At 68.5% G+C, this 25,178-nt stretch carries 18 protein-coding genes; 3 read left to right on the top strand and 15 right to left on the bottom strand.

Features of this window, described 5'->3' with window-relative positions; genetic code table 11:
- Positions 1-134: 134 nt before the first annotated feature.
- The 6 genes from gyrB to dnaN form a co-directional block, all read right to left on the bottom strand.
- Entirely contained in the window at positions 135-2,552 is a 2,418-nt protein-coding gene (gyrB, locus tag Q344_RS0114145) for a DNA topoisomerase (ATP-hydrolyzing) subunit B (protein WP_028287317.1), read from the bottom strand.
- A gap of 74 nt (positions 2,553-2,626) precedes the next feature.
- Positions 2,627-5,827 (bottom strand): caspase family protein, encoded by a 3,201-nt coding sequence (locus Q344_RS23985; RefSeq protein ID WP_051630629.1) that lies wholly within the window; start codon positions 5,825-5,827, stop codon positions 2,627-2,629.
- Between the two features lie 85 nt (positions 5,828-5,912).
- Complete coding sequence (locus Q344_RS0114135) at positions 5,913-6,533, bottom strand: LysE family translocator (RefSeq protein WP_028287316.1); 621 nt, start codon at positions 6,531-6,533, stop codon at positions 5,913-5,915.
- The gene (locus tag Q344_RS0114130; RefSeq protein ID WP_028287315.1) at positions 6,530-6,961 is read right to left on the bottom strand and encodes a VOC family protein; all 432 of its coding nucleotides are present in this window, start codon (positions 6,959-6,961) and stop codon (positions 6,530-6,532) included. The genes Q344_RS0114135 and Q344_RS0114130 overlap by 4 nt, the downstream gene beginning before the upstream one ends.
- Positions 6,958-8,070, bottom strand: a complete 1,113-nt coding sequence (gene recF, locus Q344_RS0114125; RefSeq protein WP_028287314.1) for a DNA replication/repair protein RecF — start codon at positions 8,068-8,070, stop codon at positions 6,958-6,960. Before recF ends, Q344_RS0114130 begins: the two co-directional genes overlap by 4 nt.
- Before the next feature lie 131 nt (positions 8,071-8,201).
- Complete coding sequence (gene dnaN, locus Q344_RS0114120) at positions 8,202-9,320, bottom strand: DNA polymerase III subunit beta (RefSeq protein ID WP_028287313.1); 1,119 nt, start codon at positions 9,318-9,320, stop codon at positions 8,202-8,204.
- Between the two features lie 190 nt (positions 9,321-9,510).
- Between dnaN and Q344_RS26375 the strand changes: the two genes are divergently transcribed.
- Positions 9,511-9,843 (top strand): SH3 domain-containing protein, encoded by a 333-nt coding sequence (locus tag Q344_RS26375; RefSeq protein ID WP_028287312.1) that lies wholly within the window; start codon positions 9,511-9,513, stop codon positions 9,841-9,843.
- Between the two features lie 321 nt (positions 9,844-10,164).
- Here Q344_RS26375 and dnaA read toward each other — a convergent pair whose 3' ends face one another.
- Both dnaA and rpsT read right to left on the bottom strand, forming a co-directional pair.
- On the bottom strand, positions 10,165-11,568 hold the full coding sequence (dnaA, locus tag Q344_RS0114110; protein WP_028287311.1) for a chromosomal replication initiator protein DnaA: 1,404 nt from the start codon (positions 11,566-11,568) through the stop codon (positions 10,165-10,167).
- 513 nt (positions 11,569-12,081) lie between these two features.
- Complete coding sequence (rpsT, locus tag Q344_RS0114105; protein ID WP_028287310.1) at positions 12,082-12,345, bottom strand: 30S ribosomal protein S20; 264 nt, start codon at positions 12,343-12,345, stop codon at positions 12,082-12,084.
- Positions 12,346-12,524: 179 nt separating this feature from the next.
- On the opposite strand from rpsT, the gene Q344_RS0114100 reads away from it, so the two are divergent.
- On the top strand, positions 12,525-13,040 hold the full coding sequence (locus tag Q344_RS0114100) for a winged helix DNA-binding protein (RefSeq protein ID WP_028287309.1): 516 nt from the start codon (positions 12,525-12,527) through the stop codon (positions 13,038-13,040).
- A 93-nt stretch (positions 13,041-13,133) separates the two neighbouring features.
- Here the strand turns inward: Q344_RS0114100 and Q344_RS0114095 are convergent, their stop codons facing one another.
- From Q344_RS0114095 to Q344_RS0114080, 4 genes are all read right to left on the bottom strand, one after another.
- A complete protein-coding gene (locus Q344_RS0114095; RefSeq protein ID WP_028287308.1) occupies positions 13,134-13,748 on the bottom strand; it encodes a L,D-transpeptidase in 615 nt (204 codons plus the stop codon).
- Positions 13,749-13,848: 100 nt separating this feature from the next.
- Positions 13,849-15,147: a TRAP transporter large permease gene (locus Q344_RS0114090; protein WP_028287307.1), complete on the bottom strand. Its 1,299-nt coding sequence runs from the start codon at positions 15,145-15,147 to the stop codon at positions 13,849-13,851.
- Positions 15,148-15,672: a TRAP transporter small permease gene (locus Q344_RS0114085; protein WP_028287306.1), complete on the bottom strand. Its 525-nt coding sequence runs from the start codon at positions 15,670-15,672 to the stop codon at positions 15,148-15,150.
- Between the two features lie 118 nt (positions 15,673-15,790).
- Complete coding sequence (locus Q344_RS0114080) at positions 15,791-16,750, bottom strand: TRAP transporter substrate-binding protein (protein ID WP_028287305.1); 960 nt, start codon at positions 16,748-16,750, stop codon at positions 15,791-15,793.
- Between the two features lie 105 nt (positions 16,751-16,855).
- On the opposite strand from Q344_RS0114080, the gene Q344_RS0114075 reads away from it, so the two are divergent.
- Positions 16,856-20,461, top strand: a complete 3,606-nt coding sequence (locus Q344_RS0114075) for a hydantoinase B/oxoprolinase family protein (RefSeq protein WP_028287304.1) — start codon at positions 16,856-16,858, stop codon at positions 20,459-20,461.
- Between the two features lie 155 nt (positions 20,462-20,616).
- Here the strand turns inward: Q344_RS0114075 and Q344_RS0114070 are convergent, their stop codons facing one another.
- From Q344_RS0114070 to Q344_RS0114060, 3 genes are all read right to left on the bottom strand, one after another.
- Positions 20,617-21,822, bottom strand: coding sequence for a DNA recombination protein RmuC (locus Q344_RS0114070; RefSeq protein WP_028287303.1), 1,206 nt, complete (start codon positions 21,820-21,822; stop codon positions 20,617-20,619).
- Complete coding sequence (mutL, locus tag Q344_RS0114065; RefSeq protein ID WP_028287302.1) at positions 21,819-23,789, bottom strand: DNA mismatch repair endonuclease MutL; 1,971 nt, start codon at positions 23,787-23,789, stop codon at positions 21,819-21,821. The genes Q344_RS0114070 and mutL overlap by 4 nt, the downstream gene beginning before the upstream one ends.
- 140 nt (positions 23,790-23,929) lie before the next feature.
- Positions 23,930-25,147, bottom strand: a complete 1,218-nt coding sequence (locus Q344_RS0114060; protein ID WP_028287301.1) for a urate hydroxylase PuuD — start codon at positions 25,145-25,147, stop codon at positions 23,930-23,932.
- Positions 25,148-25,178 lie beyond the last annotated feature (31 nt).

The raw sequence follows: 25,178 nt of genomic DNA, 5'->3' as shown, positions 1-25,178 counted from the left end.
GCCTGATGTCGTTGAGGAGCAGGTGCCACAGCAGGCATCGTTGCCTGCAGATCAGCCGATCCGTGTGCCGCTGTATCGACGCATCGCGCAGGCTTGTGGGGACCGCGCACGATCGTGCGCGGTCCCCACAAGCCTCAGATGTCGAGGTTTTCCACGTTCAGCGCGTTCTGCTGGATGAACTCGCGCCGGGGTTCCACGACATCGCCCATGAGCTTGGTGAACAGGTCGTCGGCCTCGGCCATGTCGTCGACCTCGACCTGCAGCAGGGTCCGCGCCTCGGGGTCGAGCGTCGTTTCCCAGAGCTGTTCCGGGTTCATCTCGCCCAGACCCTTGTAGCGCTGGAGCGACAGCCCGCGTTCGCCCTCCTCGAGGATAGCCTTCAGAAGGTCGAGCGGCCCGTGGATCGACTGCAGCCGGTCGCGCCGCACGAGGGTCGCCTCGTCGGTGTAGACGTCGCGCAGGCTCTGGGTCATCTGGCCCAGCCGGCGCGCCTCGCCCGAGCGCAGGACGGCGCCGTCGAGCGTGCGCAGCTCCTCGACCCCGCGCAGCACGCGGCTCAGGCGGATGCCGTGGTCCTGGGTGATCCGGCCGTCCCAGCCCCGCTCGTATTCCAGCGCGATCTGGTTCAGCCGGTCGGCCACGCGGTCCGCGGCCCCCTGCAGGTCGCCATCGACCTGCCCGGCCGCGAAGGCGCCCGCGATGGCCGCCTGTTCGAGGATGTGGCGCGGGTAATGCGTCGGGAAGGCCTCGAGGATGCGCTTCACCTGGCGCGCGCCCTCGACCACCCGGACGAGGTCCTGCCCGGTCAGCTCCTCGCCGGACTTCAGCCGCAGCACCGCGCCTTCGGAGCCCTGCGCGATCAGGTAATCCTCCATCGCGGTCTGGTCCTTGAGGTAGACCTCGGACTTGCCGCGGCTCACCTTGTAGAGCGGTGGCTGGGCGATGTAGAGATACCCGCCCTCGATCAGCTCGGGCATCTGCCGGTAGAAGAACGTCAGCAGCAGCGTCCGGATGTGCGCGCCGTCCACGTCGGCGTCGGTCATGATGACGATCTTGTGGTAGCGCAGCTTCGAGATGTCGAACTCGTCCCGCCCGATGCCGGTGCCGAGCGCCATCACCAGGTTGCCGATCTCCTGGCTTCCCAGCATCCGGTCGAACCGCGCCCGCTCCACGTTCAGGATCTTGCCCTTGAGCGGCAGGATCGCCTGCGTCCCCCGGTCCCGGCCCGTCTGGGCGGAGCCGCCGGCCGAGTCACCCTCGACCAGGAACAGTTCGGTCTTGGAGGGGTCCTTCTCGGAGCAGTCCTTCAGCTTGCCCGCCAGGAAGTTCACGTCGAGCGCGGTCTTGCGCCGCGTCAGCTCGCGCGCCTTGCGCGCCGCCTCGCGGGCCATCGCGGCCTCGACGATCTTCGACACGATCATCTTGCCCTCGCCCGGGTGTTCCTCGAACCATTCGGAGAGCTTCTCGTTCACCAGGTTCTCGACGGCCGGCCGGACCTCGGAGGACACCAGCTTGTCCTTGGTCTGCGAGGAGAACTTCGGATCCGGCACCTTCACCGAAAGCACGCAGGTCAGCCCCTCGCGCGCGTCGTCGCCGGTGAAGCTGACCTTCTCCTTCTTGGCGATCCCACTCTCGCCCGCATAGCGCGTCAGCGTCCGGGTCAGCGCGCCGCGGAAGCCCGCGAGGTGGGTGCCCCCGTCGCGCTGCGGGATGTTGTTGGTGAAGGGCAGCACCGTCTCGTGGTAGCTGTCGTTCCACCACATCGCGATCTCGACGCCGATGCCGTCCTTCTCGCCCTCGATGTAGATCGGCTGTTCGAGCATCGGGTGCTTGGACCGGTCGAGGTATTTCACGAATTCCTTGACGCCGCCGTCGTAGTAGAGCTCGGTCTTCAGCGCCTCGGCGGGGCGCTCGTCCTCGAGCACGATGCGGACGCCGGAGTTCAGGAAGGCGAGCTCGCGCAGGCGCTTCTCGAGCGTGGCGTAATCGTAGTTCAGGTTCGAGAAGGTCTTGTCCGAGGACAGGAACCGCACTTCGGTCCCCTTCTCTCCGTTTGCATCGCCCACGACTTCCAGCGGCGCGACGGTCTGGGAATTCTCGAAGCGGACGTAATGCTCCTTGCCCTGCCGCCAGATCCGCAGCTCCAGCCAGTCCGACAGCGCGTTCACGACCGAGATCCCGACGCCGTGCAGACCGCCCGAGACCTTGTAGGAGTTCTGGTCGAACTTCCCGCCGGCGTGGAGCTGGGTCATGATGACCTCGGCCGCCGAAACGCCTTCTTCCGAGTGCATGTCGACCGGGATCCCGCGCCCGTTGTCGCGGACCGAGACGGAATTGTCGGCGTGGATCTTCACCTTCACGAAGTCGGCGTGACCGGCCAGGGCCTCGTCGATGCCGTTGTCCACGGCCTCGTAGATCATGTGGTGCAGGCCCGAACCGTCGTCGGTGTCGCCGATATACATCCCGGGACGCTTGCGGACAGCATCCAAGCCCTTGAGAACCTTAATGGAATCCGCGCCGTATTGCGGTTCCTGCTGCTGCGGCTCAGACATGCGTGATGGACCCCTCTTCAGTTGACGATTTTATAGCGGCCCGGGGGGGGATTGTCACGTCGCGGACACAAGATTTAGGGGTTTTCCGCGGGCTCCGGCCCGTCCTTCAGAGCCGCCATCCGCGCCTCGGTCATCTCGATCAGCGGCAGGTCGGCCTCGGCGAGGAGGCCGGCTGCGCGCATGGTCAGCAGCTCGGACAGCGCACGGGCGTAATTGACCATCGGATCGACCCCCGCTTCGGCGAGCTGGAAGCGGCTCGCGAAGAGTCCGCGGCGGACCTCGTGATCGTCCGGATACTCGCCGGCAAGCGCCTCGCGCAGAACCACCGAGGCGCGGAACGCTGCCGCGGCCTCGTCGGTCCGACCGAGCTCCAACAGGGCATTGCCCGTGAATTCGTGGCTCGCCGAGAGCAGCCAGCGCCAATGCGCATCCTCCGGCCGCTGGCCGATCAGCATCTCGCGCAGGCCGAGACCGCGCCGGTGGTGATCCAGAGCCGCTTCGAGGTTGCCGCGCCCGGCTTCGAAAAACGCCAGGCCGCTCTCGGCGTAGGCCGCCCAGTAGACCGCGTCGACCCGCCCCGTCTCGGCCATGAGACGGCGCAGGATCTCGAGCGAGGCGGCGAAATCCTCCGCAACGCCGTCGGTTTCGCCAAGGGCCGCGCCCGCTTCGCCGCGGCGCATGAGGGCCAGCGCGAGGTCACGCCGTCGCTCGACCGCCGCCGGCTCTTCAGCTTCGACCTCCTCAAGCAAGCCGACGAGCCTATCGAATTGCTCGAACGCCACCGCCGGGTGCGCGGTGCGTGCCGCCGCGAGCCCTGCGCGCTCGACGGCAAGGAGCGTCCGTTCACGCCAATGCAGGTTCGTGGGATGCAGGGTGTGCAGCAGCGAGGCATGGTCTGCAGCCAAACCGAGGGCGGCGACCGCCAGCCCGGGCTGACCGAGACGCTCGTGCGCCTCGCCCAACCGGGTGTTGAGGCGAATGCCGTCGAGAAGGTCCGCCACCCCCAGCCCCTGCCGCGCCCGTATCATCTCGAAATCGGCCTCGGCCCGCGCAAGCATGTCGAGCGCGCTCTCGGACGCGCCTTCCGCAAGCGCGGCCTCCGCGTGCCCCAGCAAGACATCGGCCCGGATGCGGCGATGGCGGATATCGTCCTGCGCCCGCCGGACGAGAGGCTCGATCACCCCGAGCGCTTCGTCGAAATGCGCCTTGGCAGCCTCCACATCGCCCTGTTTCAACCTGGCCTCGCCCAACCCGGTCTGCGACTCGGCCAGCGTGGTTTTCAGGCTGGCCCGATGAGCGTCACTGCCCCGGACGATCTTCAGCGCCTTGACCGCCAGCGTGTAGAGCTCGACGGCGAGCGGCAGATCGTCCTTCGCCATGTAGACGTCACCCCCCTTCATCGCGGACCTGCCGACGTTTTCGATCTGCGCAAGCCCGTCGTCCGCTACTTCGCGAAGATCGAGAAAGACGTCGCGCGCCGCCTCGTAGGCCTCGAGCGCGTCGTCAATCTCCCCCATCACCATGAGCGCATCGCCCGCGCCCTCGTGGCTGAGACCGAGGTTCTCTCTCAGATCGGTCCGGCCGGGCGCGCGTTCGAGCGCCTCCCGCATCTTTCCTGCGGCATCCCGGTGGTTCTGCAGGGCGCTGTCCATCAGCCCCATTTCATGCGCCACCCAGGCGATGTTGGTCTGCGCCGTCCACAGATCGAGTGCGCGTCCGACCTTGTCGTCCGACGGGGCATTCCCAAGGGCCGTCAACCCCGCGTCGAACGAGTCCAGCGCGTCTTCCAACAGGCCGAGCCCGCGCTGTATCCCGCCGATCCGCATCCGCGCCAGGAACACGCCCCGCGCCGCGTCGGGATCGTCCGGCGCCCCCGCGAGCCGGTCGATCGCCGCGCCGAACATGTCCACATAGGCCGCGAGAGCCGCCTTCGTGTTGCCGAGATCGCGCTCGAGATCGCCCAGATCGGAGAGGACGGAGCCGCGGACGGCGAGCGCCGCGACCCCCGCCTCGAGCCCGGCCAGGCCGTCGAGGACGGCCGCTGCCTCTTTCAACGCCTCGCGCGCGGTATCGTAGTCCAACGCGGACCGTGCGACGCCCGCCTTGAGCTGCAGGGTCTCGGCCACCGAGACCCGGCGCGCGACGAGGTTCGCCTCGAGCGCCGAGGCGGAGTCGCGGTCCAGGTCCGCCGCCTGGTCGAGCGCCGCCATGGCGCCGCCGAAATCACCGAGCCGGAGACGGTCCGCCGCCAGGTCCCGCTGGTCCGCCACCGCTCCGTCCGCCGCCGAAAGACGGCGCAATCTGTCGCGGGTGGCGGTGAAGGCCCGCGCCGCCTCCGCCAGCTTCTCCGCCCTCACCTCCGCTTCGAGAGCGCCGAGATCGGCCCCTATCACCGCCCCGTAGAGCGGCGCCAGCGGCACGCCCGCCTCTGCCGCCACCGCCTCGACCTCGGCCCGCAGGCCGGGCTTCAACCCGGCCATCGCCAGCAGCAGCCGCTCGCGCTCGGGCAGCTCCTCCTTCGCCTCGGCCGCGAAGAACAGCCGCGGCAGGGCGCTTTCGACATAGGGCAGCTGGTCACCCGCCGTGCGGTCATAGACCTCCTGCTGCACCAGCGTCAGGACCGAGCGCACCTCGAGCCCCGGCGTCCCGAGGTGGCGCACCAGCGCCGCGGCGAAGGGCGAATGACCGTCCGTCCCGTCCGATGCGGTGTCGCCCGGCGCGGTCGCGAAGCCGACGAGCGTGCCCGCCTCCCGGTCCACCGGGGCGAAGCCGGCCGACAGGGCGCCCCCCTTCAGGCTCGCCCCGCCGCGTCCCTCGCCGGAGGCGGCGAAGGGATCCTCGCGGCAGGCGTCCACCAGCACGATGCCGATCTGGGCAATCCGGGCCACGGTCTCGCGGATCGCGGTCAGCGACAGGCTCGTGCCCATCAGCGCCGCGGCCGAACTGCTGTCGCCGTCGATCGCCAGCAGCCGGTTGTCGCCCGCCACCTCGAACCCGTGCCCGGCGAAATAGACCAGCGCGACATCCGCGCCCGCGCCGTCGTATTCGAGGTCCTCCAGCGCGCGCCGCATCCGGCGCAGGTCGCGGTCGCGCTCGCGGAAGACCTCGAAGCCGAGCGCGTCCAGCGCATCGGCCACCGCATCCGCGTCGGCACCTGCATTGGCGAGCGGGCGGAGCGACTCGTAGCGGTCGTTCCCGATCACCAGCGCGACCCGTCGCTCGGCCAGGGCGGCGGCGGGAAGCAGCAGGATCAGCATGAAGGCCACGAACTTCATGCCCCTGCCTAGCAAGCCCGCGCCACGCGCTCCAATGACAAATGCGGACAGGCCGGCACGCGCGCCGCGCCATGGCCCGGCGGCCTCACAGGAAGGGGATCATCAGCCCCACGCCGATCATCAGCGCTCCGGCGATCCGGTTGGTCCGGCGCAGCGCCGTGCCCGAGGTCATCAGCCGCCGCATCCGGTCGATGAAGAGCGCGAAGCAGAGGTTGCCGACGAGCGGCACGATCATCGAGATCAGCATGATCACCGCCATGTCCTGCGCGGTCGCCCGGGCGATGTCGAAGAAGCCGGGCAGCACGCCCATGTAGAACAGGATCGCCTTCGGGTTCCCGAGGATCACCGCCACCCCCGCCGCGAAGCCCGCCCACATCCCGGGCCGGGTCAGTCGCGAATCCGCGGCGATCGACCGGTCCGCGTTGCGGATCAGCAGGACTCCCATGACCAGGAACATGCCCGCCCCCACGAGGCGCAGCACCGTCATGAACCCGTCGAAGACCGAGACGATCCACGACACGCCGAGGATCGCCAGCAGCGGCCAGAGCGCATCGCCCACCACGACGCCGAGCGCCAGCGGCCAGGCCGCGTTGAACCCGCCCGAGAGTGCGCGGGCGGTGAGCGCCAGCCAGACGGGGCCGGGCGTGAAGAACAGGATGACGAGCGCGCCCGCGTAGAGGGCGATCTCCGAGGGCGTGATGGTCATTCGGGGTCGGGGATCGTCAGGCGGCCCGCGTCGTCGAGCTCCCAGAAGGGGTTCATCGCCAGTTCCCAGACATGCCCGTCCGGATCCGCGTAATACCCCGAATAGCCGCCCCAGAAGACCTTCTGCGGGCGCTTCAGCGCCTCCGCCCCGGCCTCCAGGGCCGCCTCGAAGGCGGCATCGACCTCGGCTTCCGTGGCGAAGTTCTGCGCCAGCGTCATCGCACCGGTCCCGAGCTGCGCGCCCGGCCGCCCCTGGTCGTCGGCCAGCGCGTTCACTCCGAAGAGCCCGAGCGCCATGCCGTCCATCCGGTAGAAGATCACCTGCGGCGGGCCCGGCACCGGCTCCCACCCGAGCGCGGCGTAGAATTTCCGGGACCGTTCCAGGTCGCTCACCCCGAGGGTGATGAGGGTCACGCGTTGCGGGGTCATGGCGCCTCTCTTTCCGCGACAGCGCTCTCGCCGCCGCTTTCCGTCACTTCCAGGTATTGCGCCCGGGGGCCGAGGTCCGAGAACAGCTCCGGCCCCGTCCCTGTCATCCAGGCCTGCGCGCCGAGCGCACAGATCTCGTCATAGAGCGCGGCCCGCCGCCCGGCGTCAAGGTGGGCGGCCACCTCGTCCAGCAGCAGGATCGGCGGCGCCCCGAAATCCCGCGCCAGCCCGCGGGCGTTCGCAAGGATCAGAGAGATCAGGAGCGCCTTCTGCTCCCCGGTCGAGGCGTCCCGCGCCGCGATCCCCTTGGCCGCCCAATGCGCCTCCATGTCGACCCGATGCGCCCCGATCAGCGTCCGCCCCGCCGCGAGGTCCCGCGTCCGTCCTTCGGAGAGCGCCACCCGCAGGTCCTCCGCCCCCTCGGGCAGGTCGCCCTCCGGATGGACCATGGCGAGGTCCGGCGCCGGAAAGGCCGTCTCCGCCGCGCGCGTCGCCTCGGCGATCATCGCAAGCGCCCGGGTCCGGTTCCACGTGATCTCCGCGCCTGCCTCGGCCATCTGCCGTTCGAGCGCGACGTACCAGTGGCCGTCGCGGACCATGTCCTTCAACAGCCGGTTCCGCTCCCGCATCGCCTTGTCATAGGCCAGCGAGACATCCGCGTGGCCGGGAAAGAACGACAGCGTCATCCGGTCGAGGAACCGCCGCCGTCCCTCGGCCCCCTCGATCCAGAGCCGGTCCATCGAGGGCACCAGCCAGAGCACGCGGGCGATCCGGCCCAGAGCCACCTGCGCCGCCGCCTTCCCGTCGATCTTCACCTGCCGGGATGCGCCGCCCTCTGCCCGGATCTCGACCTCGTGGAGCTGGTACAGCGACCGCAAGACCCCCGACAGCCTCCACCCGAGGCTCTCCGGCCGCCGCGCCATCTCCTCCGCCGCCGCGCGCCGCAGCCCGCGCCCCGGAGAGAACAGCGACACCGCCTCGATCAGGTTGGTCTTGCCCGCCCCGTTCGGCCCCCAGATCGCCACCGGCCGCCCGTCGAGCGCCACCGCCGCCCGACGGTGCGAGCGGAAATGCGAAAGGGCCAGTTCGGTGAGATACAACTCCGCCAACCCGGCCCCCTGTCTCGTTCAGCTATCGGGCTCCGCCCGTTCACGCCTGAGACGCTCCGACGGAGCGTTTCAGGGACGGCGCTCACACTCCCGCCGGAGGCACGCCGCGCAGCGGCCTCCTCCGACCGAGGTCACACGCGCATCGGCATGACCACGTAGACCGCCGAGGTGTCGTTCCCCTCGCGCATCAGGGTCGGGTCCCCGGAGGAGTTGAACAGGAAGACCGCGTTCTCGCGATCCACCTGGCTCGCGATCTCGAGCAGGTATTTCGCGTTGAACCCGATCTCCAGCCGCTCGTCGCCATAGGCCACGGCGAGCTCTTCCTCGGCCGCCCCGCTGTCGGGTGCATTCACCGACAGGATCAGCCGGTCCTCGTCGAGCGCCAGCTTGACCGCGCGCGAGCGTTCGGAGGACACCGTGGCGACCCGGTCGACCGCCTTGGCGAACTCGGCCGCGTCGACTTCCAGCCGCTTCGGGTTGTTCTGCGGGATCACGCGCGAGTAATCCGGGAAGGTCCCGTCGATCACCTTCGAGGTCAGCGTGATGTCGGGCGTGGCGAACCGCACCTTGGTCTCCGAGACCGAGACCGCGATCTCGGTGTCGTCGTCCTCGAGCAGCTTGCGCATCTCGCCCACGGTCTTGCGGGGCACGATCACGCCGGGCATGTCCTCGGCACCGGCGGGCAGATCCGCGTCGATCCGGGCCAGCCGGTGGCCGTCGGTCGCGACGCAGCGCAGGACGCGGCCGCCTTCGCCTTCCGCGACATGCATGTAGACGCCGTTCAGGTAATACCGCGTCTCCTCGGTCGAGATCGCGAATTTCGACTTGTCGAAGAGCCGCCGCAGCACCGGCGCCTTGGCCGAGAAATTCGCCGTGTATTCCGACGAGGCCATCTGCGGGAAGTCTTCCTTCGGCAGGGTCGCGAGCGAGAAGTTCGACCGCCCCGCCTCGACCACCAGCCGGCCCGAGGCGCCATCATCCGAGAGCGTCACCAGCGCGCCGTCCGGCAGCTTGCGGACGATCTCGTGCAGCGTCACCGCGCTCACCGTCGTGGCGCCCGCGCGTTCGACCATGGCGGCGGCCTTGTCGACCACCTCGATGTCGAGGTCGGTGGCGCGGAACTGGACGTTGCCGCCCTCGGCCTCGATCAGGACGTTGGCGAGGATCGGGATGGTGTTGCGGCGCTCGACCACGGATTGCGCCTGAGCCACGGCCTTGAGCAGCGTGCCGCGTTCGATGCTGAGTTTCATCCCTCGCTCCTGTCGGTTGCCGGACCCGTGCGGTTCCGGGACGGCCACGCTATCGCTTTCGATCCGCGGCTCAAGTGGTTTCTTGCGTTTAGGACGGCAGTTGGCGCCGATCAAGTGGCCCGTGGGACACAAGCTTGGGCTGTGGCAATCGCGGCCGGGTTCGGGGAGGATACCCGGAGGAGGTAGCGCCATGCGGGTGATCGCGACGAAAGGCTGGCAGGCGAGCTATGCGGACCCGATCCGGCTGCGCGCGGGCGAGGCGCCGAGGCTCTCGGGCCGCGAGGATATCTGGGACGGCCACCGCTGGCTCTGGGCCGTCGCGGAGGACGGGCGGGAGGGCTGGGTACCCGATACGCTGGTCTCTCCGGAGGGGCGCGCGGTGCGGGAGTATTCGGCGCTGGAACTGGGCTGCGCGGTCGGAGAGGAGATGGAGGCGGTGACCGAAACCCACGGCTGGACGCTCTGCCGGAACGCCGAGGGGGCGGAGGGCTGGGTGCCGTCGCGGCACCTGCGCGCGCTTTAGGCGGCCGCGGCCGCGCAGGCCCTGCCCGCAAGCGCGCCTCTTGCCATGGGCGGGCCTTGAGCCAGACCGCATCCACCCTGCGCCACCGGATCGCGCCCGGCCCCGAGGGCGGCATCGAGCCGTCGCGGCGCCCCCGCCAAGGCACCTGCGTTCGGAACGGGGAGAGGCCGCCGCCAGATCGCGCCCGCCCGGGGGCGAAGTCGGATGCCGTCAGGCGAGGCCATCACCACGCCCCGGAGGCCGGGTGCCAACCCGATCTCCCGACCGCAAACGAAAAGGGCGACCCCAAGGCCGCCCCGGAACCGCTCCTGCGCGAGGCTCCTACGCCTCCAGCGCGCGCCGCAGCATCTCAAGATCCTCCGCGATCTGTCCGTCCTGCTGGCGCAGTTCCTCGATCCGCTTCACCCCGTGCAGGACCGTCGTATGGTCCCGGCCGCCGAACCTCCGGCCGATCTCCGGCAGCGACCGCGAGGTCATCTGCTTGGCGAGGTACATCGCCACCTGCCGCGGCCGCGCGAAGCTGCGGACCCGTTTCGGCCCCAGCATGTCCGAGAGGCGGATGTTGTAATGGTCGCTGACCCTGCGCTGGATCTCCTCGACCGTGATCTTGCGCTCGGAGGCCCGGAGGATGTCCGACAGGCAATCCTGCGCCAGCTCCAGCGTGATCTCGCGCCCGACCAGCGAGGCGAAGGCGAAGAGCCGCGTCAAGGCCCCTTCCAGCACCCGCACGTTGGTCGAGATCCGGTGCGCGAGGAATTCGAGCACGCCGTCCTTGATGACGAGGTCCGGCTGCTGCGCGCGGAAGCTGTCGGTCTTGGACTGAAGGATCCCGAGCCGCAGCTCGTAATCCGTGGGGTGCAGGTCGACGACCAGACCGCATTGCAGGCGCGACTTGATGCGCTCTTCCATGTCCTTCATCTCGCCGGGGGGGCAATCGCCCGAGATGATGATCTGCCGGTTCTGGTCGATCAGGGCGTTGAAGGTGTGGAAGAACTCCTCCTGCGTGGAATCCTTGCCCGCGATGAACTGCACGTCATCCACCATCAGCACGTCGACCGACCGGAAGAGCGACTTGAAGTCCATGATCTTCTTGTCCCTGAGCGCCTGCACGAAGCGATACATGAACTGCTCGGCGCTCAGGTAGACCACGTTCAGCTCGGGATGCGAGGTCTTCAGCTCCCAGGCGATGGCATGCATCAGGTGCGTCTTGCCGAGGCCCACGCCACCATAGAGGAACAGCGGGTTGAAGGTCACCGGCCCGCCCTCGGCCACCCGGCGGGCGGCGGCATGGGCCAGCTCGTTCGGCTTGCCGACGACGAAGGTGTCGAAGGTGAAGCGCGAATCCAGCGGCGCGGGCGGCAGCATGGAATCGCGGGCGCTCACGGGCCGCCTGGCAGGTGCGGCCGCGGGCGCCGGTGCCGCGGCGGCACCGGCGGCGGCAGCAGCCTCGGTGCGGCGCGCGGCCGGTATCGCCTGGGTGTTCGCGGGCGCCGTCGAGAACTCGATGCGCCTGACCCCGGAATCGAAGGACGAGATCCGATGCAGGATCAGGTCGCCGTAATTGCGCGAGACATAGGTCCCTGCGAAATTCGTCGGAGCCGCGATCCGCGCCACGCCTCCGGTACTGTCCACGAATTGAAGTGGCTCGATCCAGTTGCGGTAATTGCTTTCACCCACTGTCTCGAGCAGTTGTTTCTTCAACTCGCCCCATTGCTCTGTCGTCATGTGTTTGGTCTCGCCCCAATCCAGTCCAATACAACAACGGCCATGCGCGAACCCTGGCCAGAGGGCACCCAACACTTCGTCTCGGGGTCATACGCACAGAACATGGCGCCGCGGATTCCCGCGGTTCTGTTCTGGATCCGGCGTCGACAGGGCCCGACTCGTGGCAACACGTCATCGTTGACAGCGATGCAGCTCGCTGCCCGATTCTTTTCAACGTGTGCCCGAAGGCATCCCTGCAGACATGTATTCGTGTGGCGGCCGCAGCTGGCCTGACCGGGTTTCCCCAGCCTGTCGAATACGGAACCGGAACCGGTTCACCATGTCCCCCCAAGGCGAGTGACTCGCACCTGTGAAGCTAGCAACCCGGTCAGGACAGCGGCAAGCACACAACGCGCTTGACTCAGATTTCTCCGAAAAGAATCTCCCTCCCGTTGCAAGCCGTCCCGGGAACGCAAAAAGGCACCGCGAACCGGTGCCTTTTCCATTGCATTTCCGTCCTTGCAGCGAAGGCGATCAGGCGATCGCGTTCACCCGCGAGGAGAGACGCGACATTTTCCGCGAAGCGGTGTTCTTGTGGTAGACGCCCTTCGTCACGCCACGCATCAGCTCGGGCTGTGCGGTGCGCAGAGCGGTCTCTGCTGCGGATTTGTCGCCCGACGCGATCGCCTCTTCGACCTTCTTGAGGAAGGTGCGAATCCGCGACCGGCGCGCTTTGTTCACTGCCAGCCGGCGATCGGCCTGGCGGGCGCGTTTCTTGGATTGCGGCGAATTGGCCATGTAATCTACGTCCCGTGTCTGCGGTTCGGTGGAATCTGAAGTCGCGTCTTTAGGCCCGACTCGGAAGCAAGTCAACAGGGTCGGGCCGGGAATCTCCCCATCCCCGCGAAACTTCCGTTTCCCCGCGCTTTCGCGCGCGTTTTGCCGGTGTTACGCTGAGGTCCAACAGGAGGACCGTCATGGCAGAACCGGAGACCCGTCGCATCGTCTCGTCCCGTCACCTCGCCGAGGGCGCGGGCTGGGAAGCTTCGGAATTCGAATACGGACTCATCATCGCCTACAACGCGTTTTCGCGCTGGATGGTCAAGTGCATGACCGCGGCGGGAGGCGGAGAGCTGAGCGCGCTCGAGATCCTCGTCCTGCACAACGTGAACTCGCGCGGGCGGGACAAGCGGCTGACGGACATCTGCTTCCTGCTCAACATCGAGGACACGCATACGGTGAACTACGCGCTTCGCAAGCTGCTGAAGGCGGGGCTGCTGGAAGGCGAGAAACGCGGCAAGGAGGTCTTCTATTCCGCCTCCGAAACGGGCGCCGCGCTCTGCGAGAGCTATCGCAAGGTGCGCGCACAATGCCTGCTCGAGGGGATCGGCCACATGGACCTGACGGGCGAGGAGCTGCGCGCCATGGCCACACGACTGCGCGCGCTGTCCGGGCAATACGACCAGGCCAGCCGCGCCGCCGCGTCGCTGTAGGCGACCGCCCCCGTAGGGGCGGCGGGCCGGGGATGCCTCGGCGCGGCGATCGGCGCTTCATTCGCGCGGGGCACGCCCGGCCGGCGCCGGGGCTCAGGTCGAGGGGTCGAGCTTGGGATAGAGCTTGACCAGCGTGTCCATCGGCACCTGGTCGTAGAGCATCACGATCTGATCGTTCGTCAGACCCGCGCAGCCGTTCGACACCGCACGCCCGATCGTGGCCGGATCGTCGGTGCCGTGGATGCGCAGGAACGTGTCACCCCGCCCCTCCTGGAACAGGTAGAGCGCGCGGGCGCCAAGCGGGTTGCCCGGGCCGCCCGGCATGCCTTCCTCGGCGTATTGCTCGTATTTCTCGGGCTCGCGCTCCACCATCTCGGGCGTCGGCGTCCAGGACGGCCATTCCTTCTTGGCGCCGACGTAGAACTCGCCGGATTCGTAGAGCCCGGCGCGGCCGACCCGGATCGGATATTCCCACGCGGTCCGGTCGGGCAGCGTCCAGTAGAGGCGGAACTGGTCGGGGAAGACATGCACCTCGTAGGGCGTGATCTGGTAGGGCAGCTGCACCAGCCGCGGCTCGGGCACCATGACCGGCTGCGCTTCGGGTGCGGGCGGCGGCGAGGTGTTGTCGGAATGGGCCGAGGCCACGCCGGAGAGAAGGCCGGTCGCGGCAAGACCGAGACCGCCTGTCAGGACGTTTCTGCGTTTCATGGATGACCCCCTTGGACGTACTTCATTCTGATGCTGCCATTCAAACCGGCGGGGGGCCGGGGCGGTTCCCTCGACGTCGCGTTCGTGAACGCGCGTGGCCTCAGCGCCCCATGAGGGAGGGCAGCCAGGTGACGATGCCGGGGAACAAAGTGATGAGCACCACGCCCAGCACCAGAAGGAAGAAGAACGGCAGCGCTGCCTTGGCCACCCGCAGGATGTCGATCCCCGTCAGCCCCTGGATCACGAAGAGGTTGAAGCCCACGGGCGGGGTGATCTGGGACATCTCCACCACGATAACGAGGTAGATGCCGAACCAGAGCGGATCGATCCCGGCGGCCTGCACCATCGGCATGATGATCGAGGTGGTCAGCACCACGACCGAGATCCCGTCGAGGAAGCAGCCCAGCACCACGAAGAAGAGCGTGAGCGCGGCGAGGAGCGCGCCCTGGGAAAGCTCCAGCGACCCGATCCAGGCCGCGAGGTTCCGCGGCAGGCCGGTGAAGCCCATCGAGATCGACAGGAAGGCCGCGGCCACGAGGATGAAGGCGATCATGCAGGAGGTCTTCGTGGCGGCCATCAGCGCCTCCATGAAGTCCTTCCAGCCGAAGGAGCCGGAGGCGAAGGCGAGGATCGTCGCCAGCACCACGCCGAGGGCCGCGGCGTCGGTCGGGCTCGCGATGCCGGTGTAGATCGAACCGATCACGCCCGCGATCAGCAGACCCACCGGGATGAGGCGCCGGGCGGCATAGAACTTCTCGCCCCAGGAATGCGCGGGCTCTTCGGGGATGCGCTCGGGCCGGGTCCAGGCGTAGCCCGCCACGTAGAGCCCGAAGAGCAGGACCAGCATCGCGCCCGGCAGGATGCCCGCGACGAAGAGCCGGGCGATGCTCTGCTCTGTCGCGACGCCGTAGACGATCAGGATGATGGAGGGCGGGATCAGCAGGCCGAGGGTGGCAGAGCCCGCGAGGGTGCCGAGGATCATGCTCTCCGGATAGCCGCGCTCCTTCAGCTCGGGCACCGACATCCGCCCGATCGTGGCCGCGGTGGCGGCGGAGGAGCCGGACACGGCGGCGAAGATCGCGCAGCCGAGGATGTTCACGTGCAGCAGCCGCCCCGGGAAGCGCCCGATCCAGGGCGCGATGCCCGAGAACATGTCCTGGCTCAGGCGGGAGCGCAGCAGGATCTCCCCCATCAGGATGAAGAGCGGCAGGGCGGCCAGCGCCCAGGAATGCGAATGCCCCCAGAGCGTGGTCGCCATGACCAGCCCCGCGGGCGCGTTCGAGAAGAAGACGATGGCGACCAGCGCCACCACGATCAGCGCGATGGCCACCCAGACGCCGAGGGCCAGAAGCCCGATCAGCACGGCGAGGAGGACGAGGGCGACGATTGGGTCGGACATTTATTCCTCCGCGCTGTCGGGCAGGACCGGACCGCCGGTCCGGATGGTCTCGACCAGCGTGTCGAGCAGGGCGAGGATCAGGAGGCCCATGCCGATGGCCACCCCGGTCTGCGGGATCCAGAGCGGGATCGGCACGATTCCCGAGGAGGTGTCGCCGTAATGGACGCTCTCCTGCACCAGGCTCACGAGGAACCAGCCCGCGGTGCCGGTGACGCCGAGCGCGATCAGCAGGCAGAGCACTTCGGCGGTCAGCGCCGCGCGCCCGGTCAGCTTCTGCGTCAGCAGCGAGACCCGGATGTGCCCGCCCATCCGAAGCGTGTAGGCCAGCGCGAGGAACGAGGCCCCCGCCAGCATGAAGCCCGCGAAATCGGCATAGGAGGGGATCGTCCCGCCCCAGCCCGGCCCGAGGATCCGCGCTCCGAGGTTCAGCAGGATCTGCGCCGAGATCAGCAGGCAGATCCCGAGGATCAGCGCCGCGGCGATCCCGCCGGAGACGCGATAGATGGCGTCCAGAAACCGTCGCATGGAAATTCTCCCTAGGGTGCATGCCCGGGATGCACCGTGCCCCCGACCGGCCGCAACGGGTGCATGCAGAGCATGCACCCGACGGCAATGGGGCGAGGTTTCCCCCGCCCCGTCCGTCTCACTGCTGGAAGGCGTCGAGCGCGCCCTTGGCGTCGTCGCTCGCGGTGGATTTCCAGTTCTCGAGCATCTTGTCGCCGATCTCCTTCAGCCCGGCGACCAGTTCCTCGCTCGGCTCGTAGACGGTGATGCCGTTCTCCTCGAGCTCGGCGACCTTCGCCTCGGTCTCGGCCTTCGACATCTCCAGCCCGCGCGCTTCGGCCTTCGCGGCGGCATCCAGCACGGCCTGCTGCACGCTTTCGTCCAGCCCGTCGAACACGCGGCTGTTCACCACCACGATGTTCTTCGGCACCCAGGCGTTGATCGGGGTGTAATGGCTCAGGAAGTCCCAGGCCTTGGAGTTCGCGCCGGTCGAGGGCGAGGTGATCATCGCCTCGACCTGCCCGGTTGAGAAGGCCTGCGGGATGTCCGGCGCCTCGACCTGCACCGGGGCCGCGCCCGCGAGCGTCGCGAATTCCTCGAGCGCCGCGTTATAGGCCCGGAAGCGGAGACCGTTCAGGTCCTCGACCGTCTTGATCTCCTTCTTCGTGTAGAGCCCCTGCGCCGGCCACGGCACGGTGTAGAGCGGCTTCAGCCCCTGCTCGCCCAGCAGTTTCTCGATGGCGGGCTTCTGCGCCTCCCAGAGCTTCGCCGCGTCCTCGTAGGAGGTCGCGAGGAACGGCTGGCTGTCCATCCCGAAGGCGAGGTCCTCGTTGGCGAGCGTCGACAGGAAGAATTCCCCGATCGGCACCTGGCGCGAGCGGACGGCATTCTTGATCTCGGCGTGCGGGAAGAGCGAGCCGGCGGAATGGACGGTGATCTCGAGCGCGCCGCCGGTCGCCTCTTTCACGTCATCGGCGAAGTCGCGGATGTTCTGGGTGTGGAAGGTCGTGTCGCCATAGGGCGTCGGCATGTCCCAGGTCTCGGCCAGGGCCGGTGCGGCGACGAGCGTCGCGGCGAGGGGAAGGGCAAAGCGTAGCATGGTGGTCTCCCTGAAGTGTGTGTGGTCACATCGTTTGCGTTATGTTGACAAATTGCCAACGTTCTGGAACTCATGCAACAGGTTTTTGACGGAAGGGCAGGTAGAATGACCGAGCGCACGGAAAAGTGGCAGTTCTGGGTGGACCGTGGCGGCACCTTCACCGACCTCGTCGGGCGGGCGCCGGACGGGACCCTGCACACGACGAAGCTTTTGTCAGAGAATCCAGAGATTTACGCGGATGCGGCCATAGAGGGGATCCGCCGCCTGATGGGTGTGAGGGACTTTCCCAGGCACGGCATCGACGCGGTGAAGATGGGGACCACCGTCGCCACCAACGCGCTGCTCGAGCGGAAGGGGACGCCGACCCTCCTTCTCATCACCGACGGCTTCACCGACCTGCTGCGAATCGGCACGCAGGCCCGGCCCCGTCTCTTCGACCTCGAGATTCGCCTGCCGGAGGCGATCTACGCCCGCGTCGCCCCCCTTCCCGAACGTCTTGCTGCCGACGGCTCGGTCCTGACCCCGCTCGACGAGGAGACCACACGCGCCACCCTGCAGGACGCCTACGAAGACGGCCTCCGCTCCGTCGCCATCGCCTCGATGCACGGCTACCTGAACCCTGCGCACGAGAAGCGCGCGGCCGAGATCGCCCGCGAGGTCGGCTTCACCCAGGTCACGCCGTCCCACGAGGCCTCCGCCCTCATCAAGCTTGTCTCGCGCGGCGACACCGCCGTGGTCGACGCCTACCTCTCCCCGGTCCTGCGCCGCTACGTCGACCAGGTCGCGACCGCCCTCGATCTGGGCGAGGACGGGGCCTGCGAGCGCCTCTTCTTCATGCAATCCTCGGGCGGGCTCACCGACGCGAGCCTCTTCCAGGGCCGCGACGCGATCCTCTCGGGGCCCGCGGGCGGCGTCGTGGGCATGGTCCGCACCGCCGAGGCCGCGGGCTTCGACCGGCTGATCGGCTTCGACATGGGCGGCACCTCGACCGACGTCTGTCACTACGCGGGCGCCTATGAGCGCAGCTTCGAGACCGAGGTCGCGGGCACCCGGATGCGCGCGCCGATGATGCATATCCACACGGTCGCGGCCGGGGGCGGCTCGATCCTCAACTTCCGCGAAGGCCGCTATCAGGTCGGCCCCGAAAGCGCCGGGGCGGACCCGGGGCCGGCGTGCTACCGCCGCGGCGGGCCGCTGACGGTGACCGATTGCAACGTGATGCTCGGGAAACTGTCGCCGACGCACTTCCCGAACGTCTTCGGGCCCGAGGGCGACCAGCCGCTCGACGCCGAGGTGGTGCGCGAGAAGTTCGAGGCGCTGGCCGCCGAGATCGCCGAGGCGACGGGCAAGCCGAAGCTCTCGCCAGAGGAGACCGCCGAGGGCTTCCTGAAGATCGCCGTCCAGAACATGGCGCAGGCGATCAAGAAGATCTCGGTCGAGCGCGGCTACGACGTCACCCGCTACACGCTGAACTGCTTCGGCGGCGCGGGCGGGCAGCATGCCTGCCTCGTGGCGGATGCGCTCGGGATGGCCTCCGTCTTCGTGCATCCCTACGCCGGCGTGCTCTCGGCCTTCGGCATGGGGCTGGCCGACATCCGCGCTTCCCGCGAGGCGCAGTTCGGCCAGCCGCTGGAGGAGACGGACAAGGCGAAATCCCAGGTCGCGGAGATGGCCGAGACCGCCCGCGCCGAGGTCGCAAAGCAGGGCATCGACGAGGCGGATATCCGCACCGAAGCCCGCGCCCACCTCCGCTACAAGGGCTCGCACCAGACGCTGGAGGTGCCCTTCGACACCGCCGAGGCGATGAAGGACAGCTTCAACGACCTGCACAACCTGCGCTTCGGCTTCTCCTCCCCGGATCGCGACCTGCTGATCGAGATGTTGGCCGTCGAGGCCATCGGCGCCACCGACGACGCCCAGGCCCCTGCCCCGCAAGGCACCAAGGACCCCGCGCCGCTCGACACCCTTCAAATCGTGATGAACGGCGAAACCCGGGACGTGCCCCTCTACGACCGCGACAGCCTCGCGGCGGACGCGCGGATCACCGGCCCCGCGATCATCACCGAATCCACCGGCACCAACGTGATCGAGCCCGGCTGGTCCGCCCGGATCGACGCCGCCGGGAACCTGATCCTCGACCGCACCGAGGCGCGGCAGGGTGAACACGCGCTCGGGACCGAGGCCGACCCGATCCTGCTCGAGGTCTTCAACAACCTCTTCATGTCGATCGCCGAACAGATGGGCGCGACGCTGAAGAACACCGCCTATTCGGTGAACATCAAGGAGCGGCTCGATTTCTCCTGCGCGCTCTTCGACGGCGAGGGCAACCTCGTCGCCAACGCGCCGCACGTGCCCGTGCACCTCGGCTCCATGTCCGATTCGGTCCGCACCGTGGCGCGGCTGAACGCGGGGAGCATCCGCCCGGGCGACGCCTACATGCTGAACAACCCGTTCAACGGCGGCACGCACCTGCCCGACGTCACCGTCATCACCCCGGTCTTCGACCGCGCGGGCGAGGAGATCCTCTTCTGGGTCGGCTCCCGCGGCCACCACGCCGACATCGGCGGCCGCACCCCCGGGTCGGCGCCGCCCGACTCGCGGCACATCGACGAGGAAGGCGTCGTGATCGACAACTTCCTCCTCGTCCGGGACGGCAAGCTTCTGGAACAGGAGACGCGCGCCCTGCTGGGGTCAGGCAGATACCCCTGCCGCAACCCCGACGACAACCTCGCCGACCTCGAGGCACAGGTGGCCGCGAACGCGACCGGCATCGCCGAGGTCAACCGGATGATCGACACCTTCGGCCGCGACACGGTGCTCGCCTACATGGGCCACGTGCAGGCCAATGCGGAGGCGAGCGTGCGGCAGGTGATCGGGTCCCTGAAGGACGGCGAATGCACCTATCCGCTGGATGACGGCTCGCAGATCAAGGTGAAGATCACCGTCGACCGCGAGGCGGGCGAGGCGACGCTCGACTTCACCGGGACGAGCGACCAGCACCCGATGAACTACAACGCGCCGCGTTCGATCACGATGGCGGTGACGCTCTACGTCTTCCGCACGCTGGTCGGCCGCGACATCCCGATGAACGAGGGCTGCCTGAAACCGCTGCACCTGGTCCTCCCCGAGGGGACGATGATCAACCCGGTCCACCCGGCCGCGGTGATCTCGGGCAATACCGAGGTCAGCCAGGCGATCGCCGACTGCCTCTTCGGCGCGCTCGGCGTGATCGCCGGCAGCCAGGGCACGATGAACAACTTCGTCTGGGGCAACGACCGCTTCCAGAACTACGAGACCATCGCCGGCGGCACCGGCGCCGGGCCCGGCTTCCATGGCGCCTCCGGCGTGCATTCGCACATGACCAACACGCTGATGACGGACCCCGAGGTGCTCGAGACGCGCTTCCCGGTCCGGGTGGAGCTCTTCGGGCTCCGCGAGGGCTCCGGCGGCGACGGCGAATGGCAGGGCGGCAACGGCGTGCACCGGGTCGTGCGCTTCCTCGAGGACGTGACGGTGACGACACTCTCCTCGCACCGCGAGGTCCCGCCCCCCGGCGGGCACGGCGGCGCACCGGGCGCGACCGGCGAGAACGCGGTGCTGCGCGGGGACGGAACCCGCGAGGTCGTGCCCGGCAATTCCGAGAGCGCCCTCTCCGCGGGCGACGCCTTCGAGATGCTCACACCGGGCGGCGGGGGATGGGGCAAGGCATAGCCGGGCGTGCCGGGCTGTTCCGTCAGGCACCCCCCGGAAACATGAAGGCCAGGCCGAGCCCCTTACCCCCCCGGCAGGGCGCGTGCCCGCGGGCACCATCCACGCTTGCCACAAGGCACAGGCCGGACATTGGTCATCGCTCTACCGGGGCAACCCTACTCGCCCGGAAGCCGCACCACCTGCGCATCTTCCGGCGCCAGTTCCTCGAAATCGAAATTGTCGAGCTTCGCCGCCCGCTTCCCGGCCCGCTCGGACGCGATGCCGATCCCGTCGACATCCTCCCGCGCCTGCCGGAAATGCGTCTGCAACTTCCCGACCCGCTCGCCGATGAGCTCCACGTCCCGGTGCAGCAGTTTCAGCATGTTGCGGATCGCCCCGGCCTGCTCCCGCATCCGCGCGTCCTTCAGGATCGCCCGCATCGTGTTCAGCGTCGCCATGCAGGTCGTCGGCGACACGATCCAGACCCGGGCCGCGAAGCCTTCCCGCACGAGCTCTCCGAAATTCGCGTGCAGCTCGGCATAGACCGCCTCCGACGGCAGGAACATCAGCGCCCCGTCCGCCGTCTCGCCCTCGATGATGTAGCGCTCCGAGATCGCCTTGATATGCGCCTTGACCGAGGTCCGGAACGCCTGCGGCGCGCCCGGCTCGCCGGCGCGCAGCTTCTCGTAGGCCTCGAGCGGGAACTTCGCGTCGATCACGATCGGCCCCGGGGGGTTCGGCAGGTGGATCAGGCAATCCGCCCGCTTCCCGTTCGACAGCGTCGCCTGGAGGGTGAACGAATCCGAGGGCAGCGCCTTCCCGACGATGTCGTTCAGCTGGATCTCCCCGAAGGCCCCGCGGGTCTGCTTGTTCGACAGGATGTCCTGCAGGCTCAGCACGTCGCCCGAGAGCCGGGTGATGTTCTCCTGCGCGCGGTCGATGACCTTCAGCCGTTCCTGCAGCTCCGTCAGCGACTTGGTCGTCTTCTCGGACCCGCCCTGCAGCTGCTCGTTCATCTTCTCCTGCATCTCCGAGAGCGCCCGCGCCGAGCGCATCGCGTTCTCGTGCAGCCGGTCGTTCATGTGGCTCTGGACGGCCGCGAGCCGCGTCTCCATCGCCTGCAGCACCTGCGTGTGCCCGTTGGCCTGCGCGTTCGACACGGTCGTCAGCCCGCCCGCGAGCTGCTCCTGCCCGCGGCTCAGCCCCTCGATCGTGCGGCCCATCCGGTCGAGCTGGTAGATCAGCGGATCGGTCGCGCTGCGCGAGGCGCGGATCGCCATGACGAGCAGGACGAGGATCAGCAGGACCACCCCCGCGCCCGCGAGGGACGCGATCACCAGCGGATCGCTGAAACTGTAGGTCTGGCCGCCGATCTCGATCATGTCCGCCCGAAAAGCCTTTCGATATCCTTGAGATGCAGCTCCACATAGGTGGGCCGCCCGTGGTTGCACTGGCCGGAATGGGGCGTCGCCTCCATCTCGCGCAGGAGCGCGTTCATCTCCTCCGCGCGCATCCGGCGGCCCGAGCGGATCGAGCCGTGGCAGGCCATCCGGCTGAGGATCGCGTCCACCTGCGCCTTCACGAGGTCGCTGTCGCCCGCATCGTCGAGCTCGTCGAGGATGTCGCGCAGCATCGCCTCGGCGTTGACCTCGCCGAGGATCGCCGGCGTCTCGCGCACCGCCACCGCGTTGCCGCCGAAGGGTTCGAGCGTCAGGCCGAAGCGGGCGAGGTCCTCGGCGTGCTCCAGCAGAAGGCCCCTGTCCGTTGAGGATAGTTCAACGATTTCCGGGATAAGAAGCGCCTGTGCCGCGACTCCGGTCGCCTCGGCCTGCCGCTTGAGCTTCTCGTAGACCAGCCTCTCGTGGGCCGCGTGCTGGTCGACGATCACCATGCCGCGCTCGGTCTGGGCGATGATATAGTTCTCGTGGACCTGCGCCCGCGCGGCACCCAGCGGGTGCGACTCGGGCTTGGGGCCGGTATCCTGCGGCAGGTGTTCGACGCGGCCGCTCGGGGCGGCGTCGAAACCGTCGAAATGCGCAGGGGCCTCGCGGAAGGCAGGGGCCTCGGCGTGGGTGCTGCCGGGCTCGGTGCCGTGGAGCGTCGCATCCGCGTGGGCCGGCGCCTGCCCGAAGGCGGTCTGGCCATAGGCCGGGGCGGGGGTCACCCCGCCCGGGGCCTGGGCGGCATAGCTGGAATGGATCGCCCCGCGCGAGGGCCGGTCCATCTGGTAGATGCGCGGCTGGCCCGCCGGTTCGGGCCGGAAGGCCCCGAGCGTCGCGCCCGCCACGGTGGTCGAGGCGCGGTGCCCGTTCTCGGCCAGCGCGTGCCGCAGGCCCGAGACGATGAGCCCCCGCGCGGCGCCGGGATCGCGGAAGCGGACCTCGGATTTCGCGGGGTGGACGTTCACGTCCACGAGGTGCGGGTCGCAATTGAGGAAGAGCGCCGCCGCCGGGTAGCGGCTGCGGCTCAGAAGGTCGGTATAGGCGGCACGCAGCGCGCCGGTGAGCATCCGGTCGTTCACCGGACGGCCGTTGACGAAGAGGTGCTGCGCCACGGCGGCGCCCCGGGAATAGGTCGGCAGGCCCGCGAAGCCGGTCATGTGGAGGTTCTCGCGCTCGGCCTCCACGGGGATCGCGTTCTGGATGAACTCGCGCCCGAGGACCGAGGCGAGGCGGGCCGAGAGCGCCTCGAACAGCTCGCCCTGCTCGGCATCGGCGCGGAAGGTCTCGCGCTCGTCGCCGTCGCGCTGGATCTTCAGCACGAAGGTGATGAAGGGCTCGGTCATCGCGAGGCGGCGGATCGTGTCGGTCACCGCCTGGGTCTCGGCCCGGTCGGTGCGCAGGAACTTGAGCCGGGCGGGCGTGGCGAAGAAGAGGTCGCGCAGCTCCACCGTGGTGCCGGGGCCGAGGGCCGCCGGTCTCACCTCGGACATGCGGCCGCCGGTGACGGTGATCTCGGCGGCCTCCGCGCCGGCGACGCGGGAGGTGATCTTCAGCCGCCCGACGGCGCCGAGCGAGGGCAGCGCCTCGCCCCGGAAGCCGAAGGTGTGGATGTCGAGGAGGTCGGAGCCGTCGATCTTCGACGTCGCATGGCGGGCGAGCGCGAGCGGAAGGTCCCGGGCCGCGATGCCGCAGCCGTCGTCGGCCACGCGGATCAGGGTCTTGCCGCCGTCCGCGATCGTGACCGTGATCCGGCGCGCGCCGGCGTCGATCGCGTTCTCCACCAGCTCCTTGACGGCGGAGGCCGGGCGCTCGACCACCTCGCCGGCGGCGATACGGTTGATGGCGGCCTCGTCCAGCTGCCGGATCTGGGGGCGGTCAGGGCTCATGTTGCGGGTCGGGCTGTTCATCCTACCAGACCTAGCATGGGTGGTTTGATTCTGAAACGCGGAGTTTCAGGATGGAGGAACGTGCTGCGGGGCGCAATGTTCTTTTTATGTTCCCCGCGAGGAAGGCTGAAAAGGGGTGCGGGGCGCGGGACGTCTCCGCCCTACGACGCCCCCTCGTACCACGCCACGATCTTCGCCCGCTCATCCGGCTCGATGAACGACAGGTTCGCCGGCGGCATCCCGTGGCTCACCCCGGCCTGGAGGTAGATCTCGCGCGCTGCGCGGGCAATCTGGCCCTCGGTCTCCAGCCTCACCCCCTTCGGCGCCCAGAGCAGCCCCTCCCACGCAGGCTCGGCCGCGTGGCACATGGAGCAGCGGCCGAGCACGATGTCATGGACCTCGTCGAACCCCTCGGCCTCGGCGAAGCGCAGGGCGGCGCCTGTGGCCTCCTCCGGCTCCTCCGCGCGGAACATCGGCGCGGTCGAGAGCCACATCACCAGGATGAACAGCACCGCCGTCACCGCCCAGGTCCAGGTCGGGTTGCCTTTCCGCGCATGGACCGAGTTGAAGTAATGCCGGATCGTCACCCCCATCAGGAAGACGAGGCTGGCGATGACCCAGTTCCACTCGGTCGCGAAGGCGAGCGGGTAGTGGTTCGACAGCATCATGAAGATCACCGGCAGCGTCAGGTAGTTGTTGTGGGTCGAGCGCTGCTTGGCGATCTTGCCGTATTTGGCATCGGGCACCCGGCCGGCCTTGAGGTCCGCCACCACGATCCGCTGGTTCGGCATGATGGTGAAGAAGACGTTCGCGGACATGATCGTCGCGGTGAAGGCGCCGAGATGCAGCAGCGCCGCGCGGCCCGAGAAGACATGGGTGTAGAAATACGCGATGCCGACGAGGATCACGTAGAGCGCCAGCATCAGGCGGGTGTTGTCATTGCCGAAGCGCGACTTGCAGAGCCAGTCATAGGCAAGCCAGCCGAGGACCAGCGAACCGGCCGAGATCGCCACCGCCTGCCAGACCGCAAGGTCCATGACCGCGGGGTCGATCAGGTAGAATTCGGCCCCGAGGTAGTAGACGAGGATCAGCAGGGCGAAGCCGGTCAGCCAGGTGGAATAGGCCTCCCACTTGAACCAGACGAGGTCGTCCGGCATCTTGTCGGGGGCGATCAGGTACTTCTGGATATGGTAGAACCCGCCGCCGTGGACCTGCCATTCCTCGCCATCCGCACCCGAGGCGAGGTTGCGGTCCCGGTGCAGCCCGAGGTCCAGCGCGATGAAGTAGAAGGAGGAGCCGATCCAGGCGATCGCGGTGATGACATGGGTCCAGCGCACCGCGAATTCCAGCCACGCGCCCATGGCGGCGAAATCGTACATGTCCCGGACCTCCTGTCGCTTTTCGCTCAGG

The organism is Pseudooceanicola nanhaiensis DSM 18065 (genome assembly GCF_000688295.1).
GTDB lineage: Bacteria > Pseudomonadota > Alphaproteobacteria > Rhodobacterales > Rhodobacteraceae > Pseudooceanicola > Pseudooceanicola nanhaiensis.
This window is presented reverse-complemented; position numbering and strand designations above follow the sequence as displayed.